16 protein-coding genes and 1 pseudogene are annotated in these 20,695 nt (G+C 56.3%); 8 read left to right on the forward strand and 9 right to left on the reverse strand.

The features are described from left to right. Positions 1–18 precede the first annotated feature (18 nt). The 7 genes from ispC to rpsB all read right to left on the reverse strand — a co-directional run bounded on the left by ispC (position 19) and on the right by rpsB (position 6,104). On the reverse strand, positions 19–1,206 hold the full coding sequence (ispC, locus tag EQV93_RS13740) for a 1-deoxy-D-xylulose-5-phosphate reductoisomerase (protein WP_240891747.1): 1,188 nt from the start codon (positions 1,204–1,206) through the stop codon (positions 19–21). After that, positions 1,203–2,009, reverse strand: coding sequence for a phosphatidate cytidylyltransferase (locus tag EQV93_RS13745; RefSeq protein WP_240891748.1), 807 nt, complete (start codon positions 2,007–2,009; stop codon positions 1,203–1,205). The genes ispC and EQV93_RS13745 overlap by 4 nt, the downstream gene beginning before the upstream one ends. Next, a complete protein-coding gene (gene uppS, locus EQV93_RS13750; protein WP_122782421.1) occupies positions 2,009–2,764 on the reverse strand; it encodes a polyprenyl diphosphate synthase in 756 nt (251 codons plus the stop codon). The genes EQV93_RS13745 and uppS overlap by 1 nt, the downstream gene beginning before the upstream one ends. Positions 2,765–2,779: 15 nt before the next feature. Then, on the reverse strand, positions 2,780–3,337 hold the full coding sequence (gene frr, locus EQV93_RS13755; RefSeq protein WP_122782422.1) for a ribosome recycling factor: 558 nt from the start codon (positions 3,335–3,337) through the stop codon (positions 2,780–2,782). After that, positions 3,334–4,077 carry a UMP kinase gene (gene pyrH / locus EQV93_RS13760; RefSeq protein WP_003440426.1) on the reverse strand — a complete coding sequence of 248 codons (744 nt, stop codon included), beginning with the start codon at positions 4,075–4,077 and terminating at the stop codon, positions 3,334–3,336. The genes frr and pyrH overlap by 4 nt, the downstream gene beginning before the upstream one ends. 207 nt (positions 4,078–4,284) lie before the next feature. After that, positions 4,285–5,154: a translation elongation factor Ts gene (gene tsf, locus EQV93_RS13765; RefSeq protein WP_122782423.1), complete on the reverse strand. Its 870-nt coding sequence runs from the start codon at positions 5,152–5,154 to the stop codon at positions 4,285–4,287. A 206-nt stretch (positions 5,155–5,360) separates the two neighbouring features. Then, complete coding sequence (gene rpsB / locus EQV93_RS13770; protein WP_122782424.1) at positions 5,361–6,104, reverse strand: 30S ribosomal protein S2; 744 nt, start codon at positions 6,102–6,104, stop codon at positions 5,361–5,363. A gap of 771 nt (positions 6,105–6,875) precedes the next feature. Here rpsB and map point away from each other — a divergent pair. From map to dapC, 3 genes are all read left to right on the forward strand, one after another. Beyond that, positions 6,876–7,736: a type I methionyl aminopeptidase gene (gene map, locus EQV93_RS13775; RefSeq protein ID WP_122782425.1), complete on the forward strand. Its 861-nt coding sequence runs from the start codon at positions 6,876–6,878 to the stop codon at positions 7,734–7,736. Positions 7,737–7,800: 64 nt separating this feature from the next. Further along, positions 7,801–10,503 carry a [protein-PII] uridylyltransferase gene (locus EQV93_RS13780; protein WP_122782426.1) on the forward strand — a complete coding sequence of 901 codons (2,703 nt, stop codon included), beginning with the start codon at positions 7,801–7,803 and terminating at the stop codon, positions 10,501–10,503. A gap of 26 nt (positions 10,504–10,529) precedes the next feature. Further along, complete coding sequence (dapC, locus tag EQV93_RS13785; RefSeq protein ID WP_240891749.1) at positions 10,530–11,729, forward strand: succinyldiaminopimelate transaminase; 1,200 nt, start codon at positions 10,530–10,532, stop codon at positions 11,727–11,729. A 105-nt stretch (positions 11,730–11,834) separates the two neighbouring features. Here dapC and EQV93_RS13790 read toward each other — a convergent pair whose 3' ends face one another. Beyond that, on the reverse strand, positions 11,835–13,481 hold the full coding sequence (locus EQV93_RS13790; RefSeq protein ID WP_122782428.1) for a Na+/H+ antiporter: 1,647 nt from the start codon (positions 13,479–13,481) through the stop codon (positions 11,835–11,837). Positions 13,482–13,712: 231 nt separating this feature from the next. Between EQV93_RS13790 and EQV93_RS13795 the strand changes: the two genes are divergently transcribed. Genes EQV93_RS13795 through EQV93_RS13810 form a run of 4 tightly spaced genes read left to right on the forward strand, consistent with a single transcriptional unit; the run spans position 13,713 to position 16,822 of the window. After that, on the forward strand, positions 13,713–14,075 hold the full coding sequence (locus tag EQV93_RS13795) for an ArsC family reductase (RefSeq protein ID WP_122782429.1): 363 nt from the start codon (positions 13,713–13,715) through the stop codon (positions 14,073–14,075). A 45-nt stretch (positions 14,076–14,120) separates the two neighbouring features. Further along, positions 14,121–15,155, forward strand: a complete 1,035-nt coding sequence (gene dapD, locus EQV93_RS13800) for a 2,3,4,5-tetrahydropyridine-2,6-dicarboxylate N-succinyltransferase (protein ID WP_122782430.1) — start codon at positions 14,121–14,123, stop codon at positions 15,153–15,155. Positions 15,156–15,212: 57 nt separating this feature from the next. Beyond that, entirely contained in the window at positions 15,213–16,418 is a 1,206-nt protein-coding gene (locus EQV93_RS13805) for an aminotransferase class V-fold PLP-dependent enzyme (RefSeq protein ID WP_240891750.1), read from the forward strand. Then, positions 16,415–16,822 (forward strand): SufE family protein, encoded by a 408-nt coding sequence (locus EQV93_RS13810; protein WP_122782432.1) that lies wholly within the window; start codon positions 16,415–16,417, stop codon positions 16,820–16,822. The genes EQV93_RS13805 and EQV93_RS13810 overlap by 4 nt, the downstream gene beginning before the upstream one ends. Positions 16,823–16,982: 160 nt before the next feature. Here EQV93_RS13810 and tcdA read toward each other — a convergent pair. Further along, positions 16,983–17,783, reverse strand: a pseudogene (gene tcdA, locus EQV93_RS13815) (tRNA cyclic N6-threonylcarbamoyladenosine(37) synthase TcdA); the annotation flags it as partial. Positions 17,784–18,045: 262 nt separating this feature from the next. On the opposite strand from tcdA, the gene EQV93_RS13820 reads away from it, so the two are divergent. After that, positions 18,046–20,637 (forward strand): glycosyltransferase, encoded by a 2,592-nt coding sequence (locus EQV93_RS13820; RefSeq protein ID WP_240891752.1) that lies wholly within the window; start codon positions 18,046–18,048, stop codon positions 20,635–20,637. The last annotated feature ends 58 nt before the right edge of the window (positions 20,638–20,695 follow it).

Here is a 20,695-nt window from a genome sequence, read left to right on the forward strand (position 1 = left end):
TTCGGCAAGCACCACCTATTAGCCGTTACGGCTTAACCACTGTTCAGCCCGCAATCTTGCTTTGCTATCAGCGCTAAATACCGCATCCAGCTCGTCTACGGCAACCACTGGTTCACTGCTCAGGACATCTTCAATCAACGCGGCAATCTGCGGGTAACGGATTTGCCCCTTGAGAAAAGCCGCTACCGCCACCTCATTCGCCGCATTCAGCATGGCCGGCGCGCTGTTACCCGCCTCGGCAGCTTCGCGAGCCAAACGCAGACAAGGAAAGCGCTGTTCATCAGGCCGCTGGAAGTCCAGGCGCGCCACGGCAAACAAATCAAGAGGCGCGACCCCCGAGTCAATGCGCAGGGGCCATGCCAATGCATTGGCAATAGGTGTGCGCATATCGGGATTACCGAGCTGCGCCAATACCGAACCATCGACATAGTCGACCAATGAATGAATCACGCTTTGCGGATGAATGACCACTTCGACCTGACTCGGCTTGGCATCAAACAACCAGCAGGCCTCAATCAGCTCAAGGCCTTTGTTCATCATGCTGGCGGAGTCTACGGAGATTTTGCGCCCCATCGACCAGTTCGGATGAGCACAAGCCTGATCTGGCGTCACACTCTCAAGCGCTGCCAACGGCGTTTCTCGAAAAGGCCCGCCGGACGCCGTCAACAGAATACGACGCACCCCGACAGCCCCCAAGCCGCGAGCATAATCCTGAGGCAAGCACTGGAAAATAGCATTGTGCTCACTATCGATAGGCAGCAGTACTGAGCCACTGCGCCGCACGGCCTGCATAAACAAAGCGCCCGTCATTACCAGCGCTTCTTTATTGGCCAACAGAATTTTCTTGCCAGCATTGACCGCCGCCAATGTCGGACGCAAGCCAGCAGCACCGACGATAGCAGCCATAACAGCATCGACCTCTGGCGCAGAGGCGGCCTGGCACAAGCCCTCCTCCCCCACCAGCACTACGGTATTAAGTCCGGCTTTACGCAAATCCGCCTGCAACAGGGTTGCAGCTTGATCATCCGGCACCACTGCCACCTGCGGCCTGTGTTTCACACACAATGCAAGCAGCTCAGCGAGCCGGCTATAACCGCTCAAGGCAAACACCTGATAGAGATCAGGATGACGCGCAATCACGTCCAGGGTGCTCAGACCAATCGAGCCTGTAGCCCCCAAAACTGTAATATTTTGCACATGACTCATGACGCTGCCATCCACAGCAATACCGCAAATACCGGAATTGCCGCTGTCAGGCTGTCAATACGATCCAGAACACCGCCATGGCCTGGCAGCAAATTACTGCTGTCTTTAATGCCGGACTGACGCTTGAACATGCTTTCAGTGAGATCACCCACCACCGAAATCAAGACAATAAGGGCTGCGCCTGCCAAAGCGGCGAACATCTGGCTCGCACTCCAACCACACACCACACCCACTACCGCAGTGATTAACAAGCTCAATAACAAGCCACCCAATACGCCCTCCCAGCTTTTGCCCGGGCTGACCTTAGGGGCGAGTTTGCGCTTGCCAAATTTGCGCCCTGAAAAGTAAGCGCCGATATCAGCCCCCCAAACCAGAACCATCACGGCCATGATCAACCAATTGCCCAGCGGCATAGCCTTGATAAGCACCAAGCCCTGCCAGGCAGGCAGCAGAATCAACAAACCGATCAGTAGTTTGGTTGCCGTTGCAGACCAATGCACCGCGGATTGCGGAAACGTCAGCACCAGATACGTAGCCACCGCCCACCACAAAACCGCTGCACCCAGCACCCAAGGCGCCAGATCAGGAAAAATGTGCAGTCCGAACAAGAGCACAGCAACAACGGCCGCAAATGAAACGCGCACAATCTGTGCGTCAAAACCTGCCAGACGCGCCCACTCCCATGCACCCAGGGTTACGACCAGGCCGATAAACAGCGCAAAGCCGGAACCCTCGAGCAGGAAAAAACCGCATAAGGCGATTGGCAGCAGAATAAGAGCTGTAATGATTCGTTGTTTAAGCATTAAACCCGGGCTCCAGCCTCAACCTGCTCGCTTGTTTTACCGAAGCGACGCTGGCGAGAAGCGAAATCAGCCAATGCATTACGCATGGCCTCGTGTTTGAAGTCCGGCCAGAACAGGTCGGAAAAATACAACTCGGAGTAAGCAAGCTGCCACAGCAAGAAGTTGCTGATGCGATGCTCGCCCCCCGTGCGAATACACAGGTCCGGCAAAGGCAGATCACCGGTTACAAGACAGGTTTGGAGCAGCCCCGGAGTGATGTCCTCAGGCTGCAGATGACCTGCCTGAACCTCCCGGGCCAGACGCTGCGCAGCCTGCGCGATATCCCACTGGCCACCATAGTTGGCGGCAATCTGCAGAACAAAACGCCCGGCACCTGCGGTGATCTGCTCCGCCTCACGCATCGCAACCTGTAAATCAGGGTGGAAACGTGTGCGGTCGCCAATGATCCGCAAGCTGATGTTGTTTTCGTTGAGACGCTTGGCCTCTCGACGTAGCGCCCTGAAGAACAAATCCATCAAGGCGCTGACTTCAGCTGCGGGACGCTGCCAGTTCTCACTGGAAAACGCGAACAAAGTAAGCACTTCGACCTTGGCCTCTGCGCATACCTCAATCACTGCACGAACAGCATCCACTCCCGCCTTATGCCCGGCCACACCCGGCATAAAGCGTTTTTTCGCCCAGCGATTATTGCCATCCATGATGATCGCGACATGACGCGGCACCGATGATGGTTCAGACTGCTTGGTCTTTTCCATAAAACGCCCAGGCCCTTATACGGCCATCAGGTCCGCTTCTTTCTGCTTGGTAGCTGCATCGATATCGGCTTCGGCTTTATCCGTCAGCTTTTGAATATCAGCTGCAGCACGACGCTCTTCGTCTTCGCTGATGGCTTTGTCTTTAACCAGCTTTTTAAGCTCGCCCAATGCATCGCGACGAATGTTGCGCACCGCAACACGTGCATCTTCAGCTGCGCTACGCGCTTGCTTGGTGAAGCCCTTACGGGTCTCTTCAGTCAGCGCCGGCATGGAAATCAGCAACAACTCGCCGAGGTTGGTCGGGTTGAGGTTCAGACCTGCACTTTGAATCGCCTTGTCGACTGCTGCCAGCATGTTGCGCTCGAACGCCACAACTTGCAGCGTGCGCGAATCTTTAACCGTCACGTTGGCAACGCTGCTCAATGGCGTATCAGCGCCGTAGTACGGCACCATCACGCTACCCAGAATGCTTGGGTGCGCCTTGCCAGTACGGATTTGGCCGAATGCATGGTGCAGGGAATCAAGCGACTTCTGCATGCGCGCTTGAGCGTCTTTTTTGATTTCGTTGATCATTGTTGACCTTCCTCGATCAGAGTGCCTTCAGCGCCGCCATGGACAATATTAAGCAAGGCGCCGGGCTTGTTCATATTAAATACACGTAGTGGCATTTTATGGTCACGGCACAGGCAGATGGCCGTCAGATCCATTACGCCCAGCTTGCGATCCAGCACTTCATCGTAAGTCAGATGATCGAACTTCTCGGCATGCGGGTCTTTGAATGGATCAGCGGTATACACACCGTCAACCTTGGTTGCCTTCAGCACCACATCAGCGTCAATTTCAATGGCACGCAGGCAAGCGGCCGAATCCGTTGTAAAGAACGGGTTGCCCGTACCTGCCGCAAAAATCACCACATCTTTTGCGTTCAAGTGGCGCATGGCTTTACGACGGTCGTAATGATCCGTCACGCCCACCATGGAAATGGCCGACATTACGATGGCGGAGATATTCGCACGTTCCAGCGCGTCGCGCATCGCCAGGGCGTTCATTACGGTTGCCAGCATGCCCATATGATCGCCTGTAACGCGATCCATACCGGCAGCACTCAGCGCAGCACCACGGAACAAGTTGCCACCACCAATCACCAATCCGACCTGAACGCCAATGCCGACCAATTGGCCAACTTCCAGCGCCATGCGGTCGAGCACCTTGGGATCGATCCCGAACTCTTCAGAGCCCATCAGGGCTTCGCCGCTTAGCTTGAGTAGAATGCGTTTATAGCGAGCTTGATAACCACTGCCCTGCTGAGCCATTGCGAATCTCTCCTGCCGCGTTTTATAAAAAATCTGTGCGAGGCCATGTGCGGCCTGCGCTTACTCTAGCTTGGCGCTGCACAGCAGCACCATCGGAACACGACGTTAGCGGTCGGTTCCGCAAGGACAGGCAAAAGCCTCTCCCATTTGAAAAGAGGCTGCGCGCGTGAGCGGGCAGCCTCTTCGGGTCGACAGTTTAAAACCGTCTTATTGCTTGGCTGCAGCCAGCTGAGCAGCAACTTCTTCAGCGAAGTTATCAACTGGCTTCTCGATGCCTTCGCCTACTTTGAAGTAGGTGAAAGAAACGATTTCAGCACCGGCTTTTTTAGCCAGATCGCCGACTTTGATTTCCGGGTTCTTAACGAACGCTTGCTCAACCAGGCTGGCTTCAGCCAGGAACTTGCTGATACGACCGGCAACCATTTTCTCAACGATTTCTGCTGGCTTGCCTTTGATCTTGTCTTCGTTGAGGCTCATGAACACAGCTTTTTCGCGTTCGATGGCATCAGCGGAAACTTGCGATGGCAGCAGGAATTCCGGGTTGCTTGCAGCAACGTGCATAGCGATGTCGCGAGCCAGCTCAGCGTTGCCGCCTTTAAGAGCAACCACAACACCGATTTTGTTGCCGTGCAGGTAAGCATCAACAACGTCGCCTTCAACACGCACCAGGCGGCGAATATTGACGTTCTCGCCAACTTTACCTACCAGTGTTTCACGTGCGGATTCTTGAGCGGCGATCAGCGGAGCTGCGTCGGTCATTTTGTCAGCAAATGCTTTTTCTACGCTGGCAGCAACGAATTGCTTGAAGTCGTCTTGCAGAGCCAGGAAGTCGGTTTGCGAGTTGACTTCAAGGATAACGGCCGACTTGTTGTCGTCCGCAACTTTAACTGCGATAGCGCCTTCAGCAGCAACGTTGCCTGCTTTTTTGGCAGCCTTGATGGCGCCCGAAGCACGCATGTCATCAATGGCTTTTTCGATGTCGCCGCCAGCCTTGGTCAAGGCTTTCTTGCAATCCATCATGCCTTCGCCGGTACGCTCACGCAGTTCTTTAACCAACGCTGCAGTAATCTCTGCCATTTCAAAATTCCTCTTGGATAGGTTTTCAACCATTCCACCCGATCGAACGGGCGTTCAATTCGTTTGAAGCGCACCTCGATACAACATTGCCAGGCGCCATCTGATACAGATACGACGAGCATAGTTACAACAAATGGATTTCGAGGTGGCAAAAAGGGGGCCAAGCCCCCTTTTTGCGTACTGAGTAAACGCTAGGCGTTAATGACTCAGCCTTCAACTACCGCTGCAGCTGGAGCTTCTTCGACGAAAGTGTCGGTGCCGCCAGCAACGTGGTTACGACCACGGATAACAGCATCAGCCATCGCACCCATGTACAGCTGGATGGCGCGGATTGCGTCATCGTTGCCTGGGATGATGTAGTCAACGCCTTCTGGGCTGCTGTTGGTATCGACAACGCCGATAACCGGGATACCCAACTTGTTAGCTTCGGTGATCGCGATACGCTCGTGGTCAACGTCGATAACGAACAGTGCGTCTGGCAGACCGCCCATGTCCTTGATACCACCCAGGCTACGGTCCAGCTTTTCCAGATCGCGAGTACGCATCAGCGCCTCTTTCTTGGTCAGCTTGGCGAACGTACCGTCTTCGGCTTGAATTTCAAGGTCACGCAGACGCTTGATGGAAGCACGGATGGTTTTGAAGTTGGTGAGCATGCCGCCCAACCAGCGGTGATCAACGTACGGCGAACCGCAACGTGCTGCTTCTTCAGCAACGATCTTGCCAGCGGAACGCTTGGTGCCGACGAACAGAATCTTGTTTTTGCCCTGGGCCAGACGCTCTACGAAAGTCAGAGCTTCGTTGAACATTGGCAGGGTTTTTTCAAGGTTGATGATGTGAATCTTGTTACGCGCGCCAAAGATGTATTTACCCATCTTCGGGTTCCAGTAACGGGTTTGGTGACCGAAGTGCACACCGGCCTTCAGCATATCGCGCATATTGACTTGGGACATGGTAGTTCCTTAGTAAGTCGGGTTAGGCCTCCACGTATCCCAACGACCAACCAGCAGCTTCGAGCTGAAGGCACCCAGGTCATCGTGTCGATACGTGTGTGGGTTTGTGCTCTGCGGGCTATACCCGCAAAGCGGCGCATTTTATACCACAAGACGCGCAAAAAACGAAGCGTGGATTTGGACTTTATTGCTAACTCGTTGCCCTACAAGGGTTTACGCTTCCCCTGAAAGTTGAAGCACCCACGTTTTTCGCTTGTTGCTTGGCGCTTCTCGCTTGCCGCTCAATGCTACTGCCGCCACCGAACACTGAGGCCCCTCACAGGAGGCTGCACGCTGGTGCGGTTATGGCACCGGGCAAGCATGGATATGTACTCAATGCTCCAGTTATATAAACCAGGTACATATCCATTTCATGTATCACGACTTTTTACGGGTTCCGCCCTTACGGCGGCTCACTTTTGTCAAACAGCCGAGTGTCGGACCACCACAAAAAAAGCAAAAAGTCCTTGCCTCCGCGTGCGGCCCTCGCTTCGCTCCGGTCCCGCTCCGTGGGCACGCTGCGCAGAACCTCCACTCGGCCTCCCGAAGGGGCGGTAGATCAAGATCAAAAGCCAGATCAAAAGCAGATCACAAGCAAGTCACAAGCAGCGCTTGTGGCTTGCAGCCTTTTGCACAGGGCTTGGAATAGCGCCAGAATGCCCCACTCTGTTAATAGAAGCGATGGCACAAGGCTCATGTTTGAAGCCGACCGTCTGTTAGAATCGCGTTTTTATGGCGGTGTGTAGCTGTAATGTCTTGTCACACACCCGCAATCCCGTTGATGAGCGCCAACGCGCGAAGAGAGCCTGTATGACCGTCACCCTCAAAACCCCCGAGGACATCGCAAAAATGCGTGTCGCCGGCAAACTGGCCGCCGAAGTGCTGGAAATGATCGCCGAGTACGTCAAGCCGGGCGTCACGACTGAAGAGCTGGATCGCATTTGCCATGACTATATCGTCAATGTGCAAAAGGCCATCCCTGCCCCGCTCAACTATAAGGGCTTCCCGAAGTCGATCTGCACATCGATCAATCACGTGGTTTGCCACGGCATACCCGGTGACAAGGCCCTGAAAGACGGCGATACCCTGAACATCGATGTCACTGTTATCAAAGATGGTTACCACGGCGACACCAGCCGCATGTTCCACGTTGGCAAAGTGCCGGTCTGGGCTGAGCGTCTGTCGCAGGTGACCCAGGAATGCATGTACAAGGCCATCGAAATCGTTAAACCCGGCTGCCGCCTGGGCGATATTGGTGAAGTGATTCAGAAGCACGCAGAAAAGAACGGCTTTTCGGTGGTTCGTGAGTTCTGCGGCCACGGCATCGGCAAGGTGTTCCACGAAGAACCGCAAATCCTGCACTACGGCCGCGCAGGCACGGGCATGGAATTGAAAGCCGGCATGACGTTTACCATCGAGCCGATGATCAATCAGGGCAAGGCCGACACCAAAGTCCTGGGTGATGGCTGGACCGCAATCACCAAGGATCGCAAGCTGTCCGCACAGTGGGAACATACCCTGCTGGTGACCGAAACGGGTTACGAGATCTTCACGTTGCGCAGCGATGACACGATCCCGCGCGTTTCCGGCTGATCCGCAGCTTCACTGACACGCGCCTCTATAAAACGAACATATTTACCCCAAGGAAAGCCAATCGATGCCGCAGGTGGATCCCGAACTTTTTGACCGCGGCCAGTTCCAGGCCGAACTGGCGTTGAAGGCAAGTCCCATTGCCGCTTTCAAAAAGGCGATCCGCCAGGCACACGAGGTGCTCGATGAACGCTTTCGTAAAGGGCGCGATATTCGACGCTTGATCGAAGATCGCGCCTGGTTCGTCGACAATATCCTGCAACAGGCGTGGAGTCAGTTCACCTGGAGCGATCAGGCCGATATCGCATTGGTGGCCGTCGGTGGCTATGGCCGTGGCGAACTCCACCCCTACTCCGATATCGACCTGCTGATCCTGCTCGAGAACGACGATCACGAGATTTTTCGTGATTCCATTGAGCGCTTTCTGACACTGCTTTGGGATATTGGCCTGGAAGTCGGCCAAAGTGTGCGCTCAGTGAACGAGTGCGCCGAACAGGCCCGTGCCGACCTGACTGTCATCACCAACTTGATGGAAAGCCGCACCGTGGCCGGCCCTGAACGCCTGCGCCAGCGCATGCTGGAGGTCACCAGCACCGCCCATATGTGGCCCAGCAAAGAGTTCTTTCTGGCCAAACGTGCCGAGCAGAAAGCTCGCCACCACAAATACAACGACACCGAGTACAACCTGGAGCCCAACGTAAAAGGTTCACCCGGTGGCCTGCGCGATATACAGACCATTTTGTGGGTAGCCCGCCGCCAATACGGCACGCTCAACCTGCGCGCCCTGGCCAATGAGGGTTTTCTGGTCGAAAGCGAACACGCGCTGCTTGCCTCCTCGCAAGAGTTCTTGTGGAAGGTTCGTTATGCCCTGCACATGCTGGCCGGGCGAGCCGAAGACCGCCTTTTGTTTGACTATCAACGCAGTATTGCCGAGCTGCTCGGCTATACAGGCGAAGACACCAAACAGACCATCGAAAACTTCATGCAGCAGTACTACCGCGTGGTCATGAGCATTGCGCAACTGAGTGACTTGATCATTCAGCATTTCGAAGAAGTCATTCTCGCTCCGGATGACGAAGCGCCGCCAACGCCGATCAACTCGCGCTTCCAGCTACACGACGGCTATATAGAAGCCACCAGCGATCATGTGTTCAAACGCACGCCGTTTGCGATGCTCGAAATTTTTCTGCTGATGGCCCAACACCCTGAAATCAAAGGCGTACGCGCTGACACCATTCGCTTGCTGCGCGAACACCGTTATTTGATCGACGATGATTTTCGCAACGACATTCGCAACACCAGCCTTTTTATCGAGTTGTTCAAATGCAAGATCGGTATCCACCGCAACCTGCGCCGGATGAACCGCTACGGCATTCTGGGACGTTACCTGCCCGAGTTCGGTTTTATCGTTGGGCAGATGCAGCACGACTTGTTCCACATCTATACGGTCGATGCCCACACCCTTAACCTGATCAAGCACCTGCGCAAGTTGCAGTACACCCAGGTCTCGGAGAAATTCCCGCTGGCCAGCAAGTTGATGGCCAAGCTGCCCAAACCCGAGCTGATTTACCTCGCCGGGCTGTATCACGACATCGGCAAAGGCCGTCACGGTGACCACTCCGAAATTGGTGCAGTAGATGCCGAAGCGTTCTGCATTCGTCACCACTTGCCTCAGTGGGACACACGTCTGATTGTCTGGTTGGTGCAAAACCATCTGGTCATGTCCACCACCGCTCAGCGCAAAGACTTGTCGGACCCTCAGGTAATCCATGACTTCGCCCAGTTTGTAGGCGACGAAACTCATCTCGACTACCTGTATGTATTGACCGTCGCCGACATCAACGCCACCAACCCGACGCTGTGGAACTCATGGCGCGCCAGCCTGTTGCGCCAGCTCTACACCGAAACCAAGCGTGCTCTGCGTCGAGGCCTGGAAAACCCCGTCGACCGCGAAGAGCAGATCCGCCAGACCCAGCGTGCAGCGCTGGACATCCTGGTGCGCAATGGCAATGACCAGGATGACGTCGAACAACTCTGGTCACAGCTGGGCGATGACTACTTTTTGCGCCACACCTCTGCGGATGTGGCCTTGCACACCGAAGCCATCCTGCAACAACCCAGTGATGGTGGGCCGCTGGTTCTGATCAAAGAAACCACCCAGCGCGAATTCGAGGGCGGCACACAGATTTTCATCTATGCACCCGACCAGCATGACTTTTTCGCCGTAACAGTGGCCGCGATGGATCAGCTCAATCTGAACATCCATGACGCGCGCATCATCACCTCCAGCAGCCAGTTCACCCTCGACACCTACATCGTGCTCGACAATGACGGCGACTCGATCGGCAACAACCCCGAGCGCATAGAGAAAATCCGCAAAGGTCTGACCGAAGCCCTGCGCAACCCGGATGATTACCCCAACATCATTCAACGCCGAGTCCCGCGCCAACTGAAACACTTCGCGTTCCCGCCACAAGTGACCATTCACAATGATGCGCAACGTCCGGTGACCGTACTGGAACTCAGTGCTCCCGACCGCCCCGGACTGCTGGCGCGTATTGGCATGATCTTTCTGGAATTCGATCTGTCGCTGCAAAACGCCAAGATCGCCACGTTGGGCGAGCGCGTTGAAGACGTCTTTTTTATTACCGACGAAAACAATCAGCCCTTGTCTGACCCGCAACTGTGCATGCGCTTGCAGGAAGCCATCGTTGAACAGCTGACCGTCGACAAAAACTCATCCCCTGAAGCCTGGCGCCTGAGTATCTGACCGCCGCTGTGTGAGACCCGTACCCGATGAACAATGCTCTAAACCAGTTACAGCCTTACCCGTTCGAAAAGCTGCGCGCCTTGCTTGGCAGCGTGCAGCCCAACGCCGACAAACGTCCGATTGCGCTGTCGATTGGCGAACCTAAACACCGCTCACCCGAGTTCGTCGCCAAAGCCTTGGCCGACAACCTTGACCAGATGGCGGTCTACCCGACCACCCTGGGCATTCCAGCCCTGCGTGAAACCATCGCTGGCTGGGCAGAACGCCGCTTTAACGTGCCTAAAGGCTGGCTTGATCCGGCGCGTAACATCTTGCCGGTCAACGGCACACGCGAAGCGCTGTTCGCGTTCACGCAAACCGTGGTCAACCGCGAGGATAACGGGCTGGTGATCAGTCCGAATCCGTTCTACCAGATTTACGAAGGTGCAGCGTTCCTGGCCGGTGCCACCCCGCACTACCTGCCTTGCCTGGCAGAACACGGCTTCAACCCGGACTTCGACGCCGTATCGACCGAGACCTGGAAGCGCTGTCAGATTTTATTCCTGTGCTCACCGGGCAACCCGACCGGTGCATTGATCCCGCTGGAAACGCTTAAAAAGCTGATCGCACTGGCGGATGAACATGACTTCGTAATCGCTGCAGATGAATGCTATAGCGAGCTGTATTTCGACGAACACACACCGCCTGTTGGCCTGCTCAGCGCCTGCGTGGCGTTGGGCCGCGAAGATTTCAAACGTTGCGTGGTGTTCCACAGCCTGTCCAAACGCTCGAACCTGCCGGGCCTGCGCTCAGGGTTTGTAGCGGGCGATGCCGAAATCCTCAAGGCCTTCTTGCTGTACCGCACCTACCACGGCTGCGCGATGCCGGTGCAAACCCAGCTGGCCAGCATTGCCGCCTGGAATGACGAAGCCCACGTGCGCACTAACCGTGATCTTTATCGCGAGAAGTTCGATGCGGTGCTGGAAATTCTGACGCCCGTGATGGACGTACAGCGCCCGGATGGCGGTTTTTATCTGTGGCCCAAGGTAGAAGGCGACGATGCCGAGTTTTGCCGCGACCTGTTCGCGCAAGAACACGTGACGGTGGTACCGGGCTCTTACCTGTCCCGTGACGTTGAGGGCTTCAACCCCGGTGCTGGTCGAGTGCGCATGGCGCTGGTTGCACCGTTGGCAGAATGCGTCGAAGCCGCAGGGCGGATTCGCGACTTCATCCTGCGTCGTCGCTAGTTAATCCGCGCCCCATAGCAACTGGCGCAGGCTGCGTTCGGCGACGAATTCGTCGTAATCGAACGCAGCCTGCGCCAGCGTGCTACCCAGGCAGGGGGCTATCCCCTACTTCACCGCTCCCAGATTCGCTTCGCTCAAATCCAGATCACGCAGAATCTCGCCCAGCACTTCATCGCCAATTTCGTGATGACGACGCATGCTATACAGCTCCAGTCGCTGCGCACGAAGCGCCTTGAGACGCAGACGCCCCTCCAGCTCATCCATTTTCGACGCCAAAGCCTGTGCTTCCGCCGAGTCATTGAACACGTCGAGCTGATGACGGTACTCAGACATGATCTGCGCCTTCAATTCAGACGCCAACGCTGCCTGAGCCGCATCCGGCTGTTCGTTGGGGTCAACTACCTCTTCGGTTTCCAGGGCATGAATGGCCGCCTCGGCCGTACGGCGCCAGGCCTCACGCACTTCATTGTGCTTGGCGTCATCTGACGTTTTGGAAATGCCGCGCAACAAGAGCGGCAACGCGATGCAGGCCACGATCAACGACAACAGAATCACGCCTGCCGCAATGAAGATCAGCAATTCACGCTCAGGGAAGTCGATACCTTCGTTAATCAACAAGGGGATCGACATCACGCCCGCCAGCGTGACCGCACCGCGCACACCGCCCACGGTCAGGATCCAGCAAGAGCGTGCTGTCGGCACCATGGTCAGCTCTTGCTTGCCACGCCAGCGGCGCAGCAGACCGGACAAGCGCCAAATGCTCTGCACCCAGATAAACCGCAAGGCGATCAGCACCAGGAAAATCACCACTACATCAAAGCAGCGATACATCAAGGTCGGCCACAGATGGGTTTCCAGATGCACAACTGCCTTGATGATGTCAGGCAGTTGCAGACCCAACAGCAAAAAGATCAGACCGTTAAAGGCAAACTCCAGAAGCGACCACACACTTCGGTTGAGCAATCGGGTACTGGTCTGGCGCGGCAGCAAATCCAGCCAGCTCTGCATCATGCCCGCCGCCACTGCGGACAAAATGCCTGAGGCGCCCAGACGCTCAGCCAGTACATAGGCCGCGAAAGGCAGCAGCAACATAAATACGACGTGGGTGGCCGGGTCATCCCAGCCACGGGCAATCATCCACGAACGCATACGTCCCACGACCCAGCTCAACGCAACCCCGATGGCAAGACCACCGCAGGCAACCAGCAGGAATGTGACACTGGCATTGGCCAGCGAAAAAACGCCCGTAATGGCGGCAACCAATGCGAATTTGAATGTCACCAGGCCGGTTGCGTCATTCATTAACGCTTCGCCTTGCAGCATATGCATCAAAGGTGCAGGCAAGCGGCTTTGCGCAATCGCCGAGACGGCCACGGCATCGGTGGGCGACAACACGGCAGCCAGCGCAAAGGCCACAGGCAAGGGTATGGTCGGCAACAACCAGTGAATAAAGTAGCCAGCGCCCACGACCGTAAACAGCACCAGCCCCACCGCCAGCGTCAAAATCGGCCCGCGCAAGCGCCAGAACTCACGCTTGGGAATGCGCCAACCATCCGAAAACAGCAACGGCGGCAAAAACAGAAACAGAAATAACTCCGGGTCCAGCGCCACATGCAGCCCAAGGGTTGGCCAGGCCAGCGCGGCCCCGGCAGCAATTTGGACCAGCGGTAATGGCAGCGGGATAACACGCCCCAATAAACGCGAGACTCCCACCAACATCAATAAGATGAGGACGGTATAAGCGGTTTGCATATCAACAGGTTTCCCAAACAATCAGCGTTCAACTAGACACAGCTAGCAACATTTTGGCATTGCAGACCATAGTAGCGTTTAACGGATCAACCCGAGCCTGAACAAAAGTAGCAGTGCGACGACATGTCACAAGCCCGTGCCAAGCTTGCAGCGGTGCACGCCCAAGGCCGTCGCTCATGGCATAATCCGCCACCGCTCATTTCAGGCATCTCCAAAGGAGGGGCAATTTCAGTGACCGAATCAGACAAAACGTTGCACCTTTTCGGCATCAAAGCCTGCGACACCATGAAAAAGGCTCGCACCTGGCTGGATGAACATGCTGTACGTTACGACTTTCATGACTACAAGAGCAGCGGTATCGACCGTGAACACCTCACTCGGTGGTGCAACGAGCACGGCTGGCAAGTGGTGCTCAATCGTGCCGGCACGACCTTTCGCAAACTCGACGACGAACAAAAAGCCGATCTCGACCAAGCGAAAGCGATTGAACTGATGCTCGCCCAACCCTCGATGATCAAGCGCCCGGTGCTTGAACTCGGTGACAAAACCCTGATTGGCTTCAAGCCAGATCTTTATGCGGCGGCCCTTCTTTAACCTGTGAGCCAAAACCGCCCATTATTTTTGTAAAGAGGTAATTGCATGTCTACTACCCTGTTCAGCGCAGCCTTCGGCGTCGGCACCCAGAACCGTCAAGGCGCATGGCTGGAAGTGTTCTACGCACACCCCCTGATCAACCCGTCGGCCGAGCTGATCGAAGCCATCGCCCCCATTTTGGGCTACACCGGCGGCAATCAGGCAATCACCTTCACCACCGCACAAGCCGCGCAATTGGCTGAAGCGGTCAAACCGGTCGATGCTGCTCAAGCAGCGCTGCTGACCCGTCTGGCTGAAAGCCACAAGCCACTGGTCGCCACTCTGCTGGCCGAAGACGCTGCACTGACCTCCACGCCTGAGGCCTACCTCAAGCTGCACTTGCTGTCCCATCGTTTGGTCAAGCCGCACGGCCTGAGCCTGGCGGGTGTGTTCCCGCTGCTGCCCAACGTGGCCTGGACCAGCCAGGGTGCGATCGACCTGAGTGAGCTGGCCGAGCGCCAACTCGAAGCTCGCCTGCGTGGCGATTTGCTCGAAGTGTTCTCCGTCGACAAATTCCCGAAGATGACCGACTACGTAGTTCCGGCGGGTGTGCGTATTGCAGACAGCGCACGTATTCGTCTGGGCGCTTACATTGGCGAAGGCACCACCGTCATGCACGAAGGGTTCGTCAACTTCAACGCGGGCACCGAAGGCCCGGGCATGATCGAAGGCCGCGTTTCGGCGGGCGTGTTTGTTGGCAAAGGTTCGGACCTGGGCGGCGGTTGCTCGACCATGGGCACCCTGTCGGGCGGCGGCAACATTGTGATCAAGGTTGGCGAAGGCTGCCTGATTGGCGCCAATGCCGGTATCGGCATCCCGTTGGGCGACCGCAACACCGTAGAGTCGGGTCTGTACGTGACCGCTGGCACCAAAGTGGCCTTGCTGGATGAAAACAACCAACTGGTTAAAGTGGTCAAAGCCCGTGAGTTGGCTGGCCAGCCTGACCTGTTGTTCCGTCGCAACTCGGAAACTGGCGCTGTGGAATGCAAAACCCACAAATCGGCCATCGAGCTGAACGAAGCACTGCACGCTCACAACTAAGCGTCTTTCTGCCACTGACGGGGCTGCGTACAGCCCCGTCATCAGAGCCCGGAACCCATGCTTTTGCCTTCCCCCTGGCGCGCTGACTTTCCAGCCATCGCGGCCATGCAACGTCAGGACCAGACCTATCTGGACAACGCTGCTACCACGCAAAAACCCCAAGCCCTGCTTGACGCACTGATGCACTACTACGCCAATGGCGCAGCCAATGTGCACCGGGCCCAACACCTGCCGGGCGCTCTGGCGACCCAGGCCTTTGAAAACACCCGCCATAAAGTGTCGCGATGGCTTAATGCCGGCGACAGCGGACAGGTTGTTTTCACCCACGGTGCCACCTCGGCACTGAACCTTCTGGCCTATGGCCTGGAGCATCTTTTCAATCCAGGCGATGAGATCGTCATCAGCGCCCTGGAACACCATGCCAACCTGCTGCCGTGGCAACAGTTGGCACTGCGCAAAGGCCTGAATCTGGTGGTATTGCCGCTGGAAGACAACGGCACCATTGATTTAAATGCCGCTGCACGCCTGATCACCTCACGCACCCGCTTACTGGCCGTCAGCCAACTGTCCAACGTGCTCGGCGTGTGGCAGCCACTGCACGCCCTGCTGGCTCTGGCCAAGGTGCACAACGCAATCACCGTCGTCGATGGTGCACAAGGCATCGTTCACGGCCGCCATGACGTACAAGCGTTAGGGTGTGATTTTTATGTATTTTCCAGCCACAAACTGTACGGCCCCGACGGGCTGGGCCTGCTGTTTGGCCGCCATGACGCACTGAGCCGTTTGAAGCACTGGCAATACGGCGGCGAGATGGTGCAAGACACCGACTACCAGCACGCGACCTTTCGCCCGGCCCCGCTGGGCTTTGAAGCGGGTACACCGCCCATTGCCAGCGTTATCGGTTTTGGGGCGACCCTGAGTTACCTGAGTAACCTCGATCAATTAGCCGTTGAAGCTCACGAAACGGCCCTGCACTCTTTACTGGTCGATGGCTTAAAACAGCGCAAAGGCATCCGTCTGCTCGGTTCTGCGCACGTCGCACTGGTTAGTTTTGTCGTTGAGGGCGTACACAACGCAGACCTCGCCCACTTGCTGACAGAGCAAGGTATTGCCGTGCGGGCCGGACATCACTGCGCCATGCCGCTACTGAAAAGCCTGGGGCTGGCCGGAGCTATACGTGTCTCGCTGGCGCTGTACAACGACTCAAGCGATGTAGAACGCTTCTTTGATGCACTCGATAAAGCGCTGGAGCTGCTGCAATGACTTTGCCTGTACAAGCCCAAGCGGCGCTGGACAGCTTTACGAGCTGCTCCAGCTGGGAGCAACGAGCACGCTTGCTGATGCAATGGGGCCAGCGTTTGCCGGAGCTTGATGAGCACGACAAAATCGAGGCTAACCGCGTGCATGGCTGCGAAAGCCAGGTATGGCTGGTGGGTGAATGCAAAGACGGCCACTGGCAGTTTGCTGCCAGTAGCGATGCGCGGCTGATTCGTGGCCTTGTGGCGCTGCTGCTGGCACGGGTCAATGGCTTGACTACGCAGGAGTTGAAGCAGGTCGATTTGCCCGACTGGTTCGACCAACTGGGCTTGAGCCGCCAGCTTTCGCCTTCGCGCAGCAACGGGCTGAATGCCGTTTTGCAGCGGATGCGGGAATTGGCATTGAGCTGAAAGCCCCTCACCCCAACCCTCTCCCAGAGGGAGAGGGGGCTAATCGAGGCACCTTGTAAAGTGTGTTCGACGCGGTGGTTCAGGTCGCCGAATCCGTTGGAACAACGCGGTCTGTCCCCTCTCCCTCTGGGAGAGGGCTAGGGTGAGGGCTTTGCTTAGCCTTAACCTTCTCTGATGGCCGCCGCACACCCGCCACGATCTTGTCCACGGCCTTGGTCGCCGCAACCATGCCGAACGTGGCCGTCACCATCATCACCGCTCCAAACCCGCCAGCACAGTCCAGCTTCACACCGTCCCCGACAAAACTCTTCTGCAAGCAGATACTGCCGTCCGGCTTGGGATAGCGCAGCTGTTCAGTCGAAAACACACACGGCACGCTGTAATGTCGAGTCACAGTGCGCGAAAAACCATAATCACGACGCAGCGTGGAACGCACTTTCGATGCCAGCGGATCATTGAACGTGCGGTTCAGGTCACACACCTGAATCAGCGTCGGGTCAATTTGCCCGCCCGCACCGCCCGTCGTAATGATCTGAATCTTGCGGCGCTTGCACCAGGCAATCAGCGCTGCCTTGGCATTGACGCTGTCGATGCAGTCAATCACACAATCCATATCCGGGGTGATGTACTCAGCCATGGTCTCGCGGGTCACAAAATCCGCCACCGCATGCACGGTGCAATCGGGGTTGATCTGACGCAGACGCTCAGCCATCACTTCGACTTTGTCCCGACCAATGGTCGAACTCAGCGCGTGCAACTGCCGATTGCTGTTGCTGACGCACACATCATCCAGATCAAACAGCGAAATTTCGCCAACGCCGCAACGGGCTATGGCTTCAGCCGCCCACGAGCCAACGCCGCCCACACCCACGATCGCGACATGCGCAGCTTTCAAGCGTGCCAGGCCTTCAATGCCATATAACCGGGCTACACCGGCAAACCTCGGATCTTCTGTACTCATGAACATCACCCTAAAACCGGCGCGCATTATAGGGGGACTACATAGCATTGAGTACTTTTCCTACCAAGCCAGCTTTAATAACTCTCAAAGTTAGAAGATTAGACCTACAAGCAATCGATAGAGATATTTAGGCAGCTTCAACAACCCTCTCTGGATCAGACTCCACGTGCTGTACGCTAGGTCGAAGCGCAGTGTAGGATGCGCGCCGCTTGGTCTTTGCCGAACGATCTTCGTTCCACTCCCTTTGGAACCCGAAATAGTTATGTCATCGCGTAAATTTGGACTCAACCTGGTGGTGGTGCTTGCCATCGCTGCACTCTTCACGGGCTTCTGGGCGCTTATCAATCGCCCGGTTTCAGCGCCCAACTGGCCTGATCAGATCTCCGGTTTTTCGTACTCGCCGTTCCAACAAGGCCAGTACCCACAGAAAGACCAATACCCGTCCGACGAGGAGATGCGTCGAGACCTGGAGATCATGAGCAAGCTCACCGATAACATTCGGACCTACTCGGTAGACGGCACCTTGGGCGACATTCCCAAACTGGCCGAAGAGTTCGGTTTACGGGTGACCATCGGTATTTGGATCAGTCCGGATAAAGAGCGCAACGAGCGCGAAATTCAGAAGGCCATTGAACTCGCCAATAACTCACGCAGCGTGGTGCGGGTTGTGGTCGGTAACGAAGCCTTGTTCCGTGAAGAAATCACGCCAGAAGAATTGATCACGCTGCTGGATCGGGTGCGGGCCGCCGTCAAAGTCCCCGTGACCACCTCCGAGCAATGGCACATATGGGAAAAATACCCGCAGTTGGCCAATCACGTTGACCTGATCGCCGCGCACATCCTGCCGTACTGGGAATTTATTCCCATGGAAGAAGCAGGCGAGTTCGTATTGGACCGGGCGCGCGACCTGAAAAAAATGTTCCCGAAAAAACCACTGCTTCTTTCGGAGGTTGGCTGGCCAAGCAATGGCCGCATGCGCGGTGGCGCCGATGCGACCCAGGCTGACCAAGCCATTTATCTGCGCACACTGGTCAACACGCTGAACCGCCGCGGCTACAACTACTTTGTGATCGAAGCCTTTGACCAACCGTGGAAGGCCAGCGATGAAGGCTCCGTGGGCGCGTATTGGGGTGTATTCAACGCGGCCCGCCAGCAAAAATTCAATTTCGAAGGCCCAGTGGTCGCTATTCCGCAATGGCGAGTACTGGCGATTGGCTCGGCTGTTATGGGCCTGTTATCACTGGCCTTGCTACTGATCGACGGTTCCGCACTGCGCCAGCGTGGCCGCACCTTCCTGACCTTCACCGCCTTTCTGTGCGGTTCGGCATTGGTCTGGATTGCGTACGACTACAGCCAGCAATACAGCACCTGGTTCAGCGTGACGGTGGGTATCCTGCTGGGTCTAGGGGCATTCGGGGTATTTATCGTCTTGCTGACAGAGGCCCACGAACTGGCTGAAGCGGTATGGATTCGCAAGCGTCGCCGAGAGTTTTTACCCGTCGAAAGCGACGACGCTTATCGCCCGAAAGTCTCGATCCACGTGCCGTGCTACAACGAGCCGCCGGAAATGGTCAAACAGACCCTCGATGCACTTGCGAACCTCGATTACCCGGACTTCGAAGTGTTGATTATCGACAACAACACGAAAGACCCGGCCGTGTGGGAACCGGTGCGCGACTACTGCGCCACACTGGGCCCGCGGTTCAAGTTCTTCCATGTGGCTCCGCTGGCAGGCTTCAAGGGCGGCGCGCTGAACTATCTGATCCCGCACACCGCGCCTGACGCCGAAGTGATTGCCGTGATCGATTCAGACTATTGCGTTGATCGCAACTGGCTCAAGCACATGGTGCCGCACTTCGCGGACCCGAAAATCGCCATTGTGCAATCGCCTCAGGACTATCGCGACTACAACGAAAGCACGTTCAAAAAGCTGTGCTATTCGGAATACCGAGGCTTTTTCCATATCGGTATGGTGACCCGCAACGACCGCGACGCGATTATTCAGCACGGCACCATGACCATGACCCGTCGCTCTGTGCTTGAAGAACTTGGCTGGGCGGACTGGTGCATTTGTGAAGACGCCGAACTGGGCCTACGTGTGTTTGAAAAAGGCTACTCAGCTGCCTATTCCCACAATAGCTACGGCAAAGGGTTGATGCCTGATACCTTTATCGACTTCAAGAAGCAGCGCTTCCGTTGGGCCTACGGTGCTATTCAGATCATCAAGCGCCACACCTCCAGCCTCATATTCGGTAAAGATTCCGAACTGACACGAGGCCAGCGCTACCACTTCCTGGCGGGCTGGCTACCGTGGATTGCTGACGGCATGAATATCTTCTTCACCATAGGCGCCTTGCTGTGGTCGGCGGCAATGATCATCGTGCCAACGCGGGTAGATCCGCCGTTGCTGATCTTCGCAATTCCGCCTTTGGCGCTGTTTGTCTTCAAGGTCGGCAAGATCATCTTCCTGTACCGCCGCGCTGTGGGGGTTAACCTCAAAGACGCATTTTCAGCGGCACTGGCAGGGCTCGCGTTGTCCCATACCATCGCCAAAGCCGTTCTGTATGGCTTCTTCACCAGTAGCATTCCGTTCTTTCGCACCCCCAAAAACGCCGACAACCACGGCTTTTGGGTTGCCATTTCGGAAGCCCGCGAAGAAGTGTTCATCATGCTCTTGCTGTGGGGCGCGGCCTTGGGGATCTTCTTCGTCCAAGGTCTGCCGAGCAATGACATGCGCTTCTGGGTGGTGATGCTGCTGGTGCAATCGCTGCCGTATCTGGCCGCGCTGATCATGGCCTTTATGTCCTCGCTGCCCAAACCGGTGGAAGCACCTGAGCAGCACCCCGCGACATAAATTGACTGCAACCACTAAACGGCGGCCTATGGCCGCCGTTTTGCTTTAAGATAACCGC

The organism is Pseudomonas sp. TMW22091, assembly GCF_022496705.1.
Classification (GTDB): Bacteria; Pseudomonadota; Gammaproteobacteria; order Pseudomonadales; family Pseudomonadaceae; genus Aquipseudomonas; species Aquipseudomonas saxonica.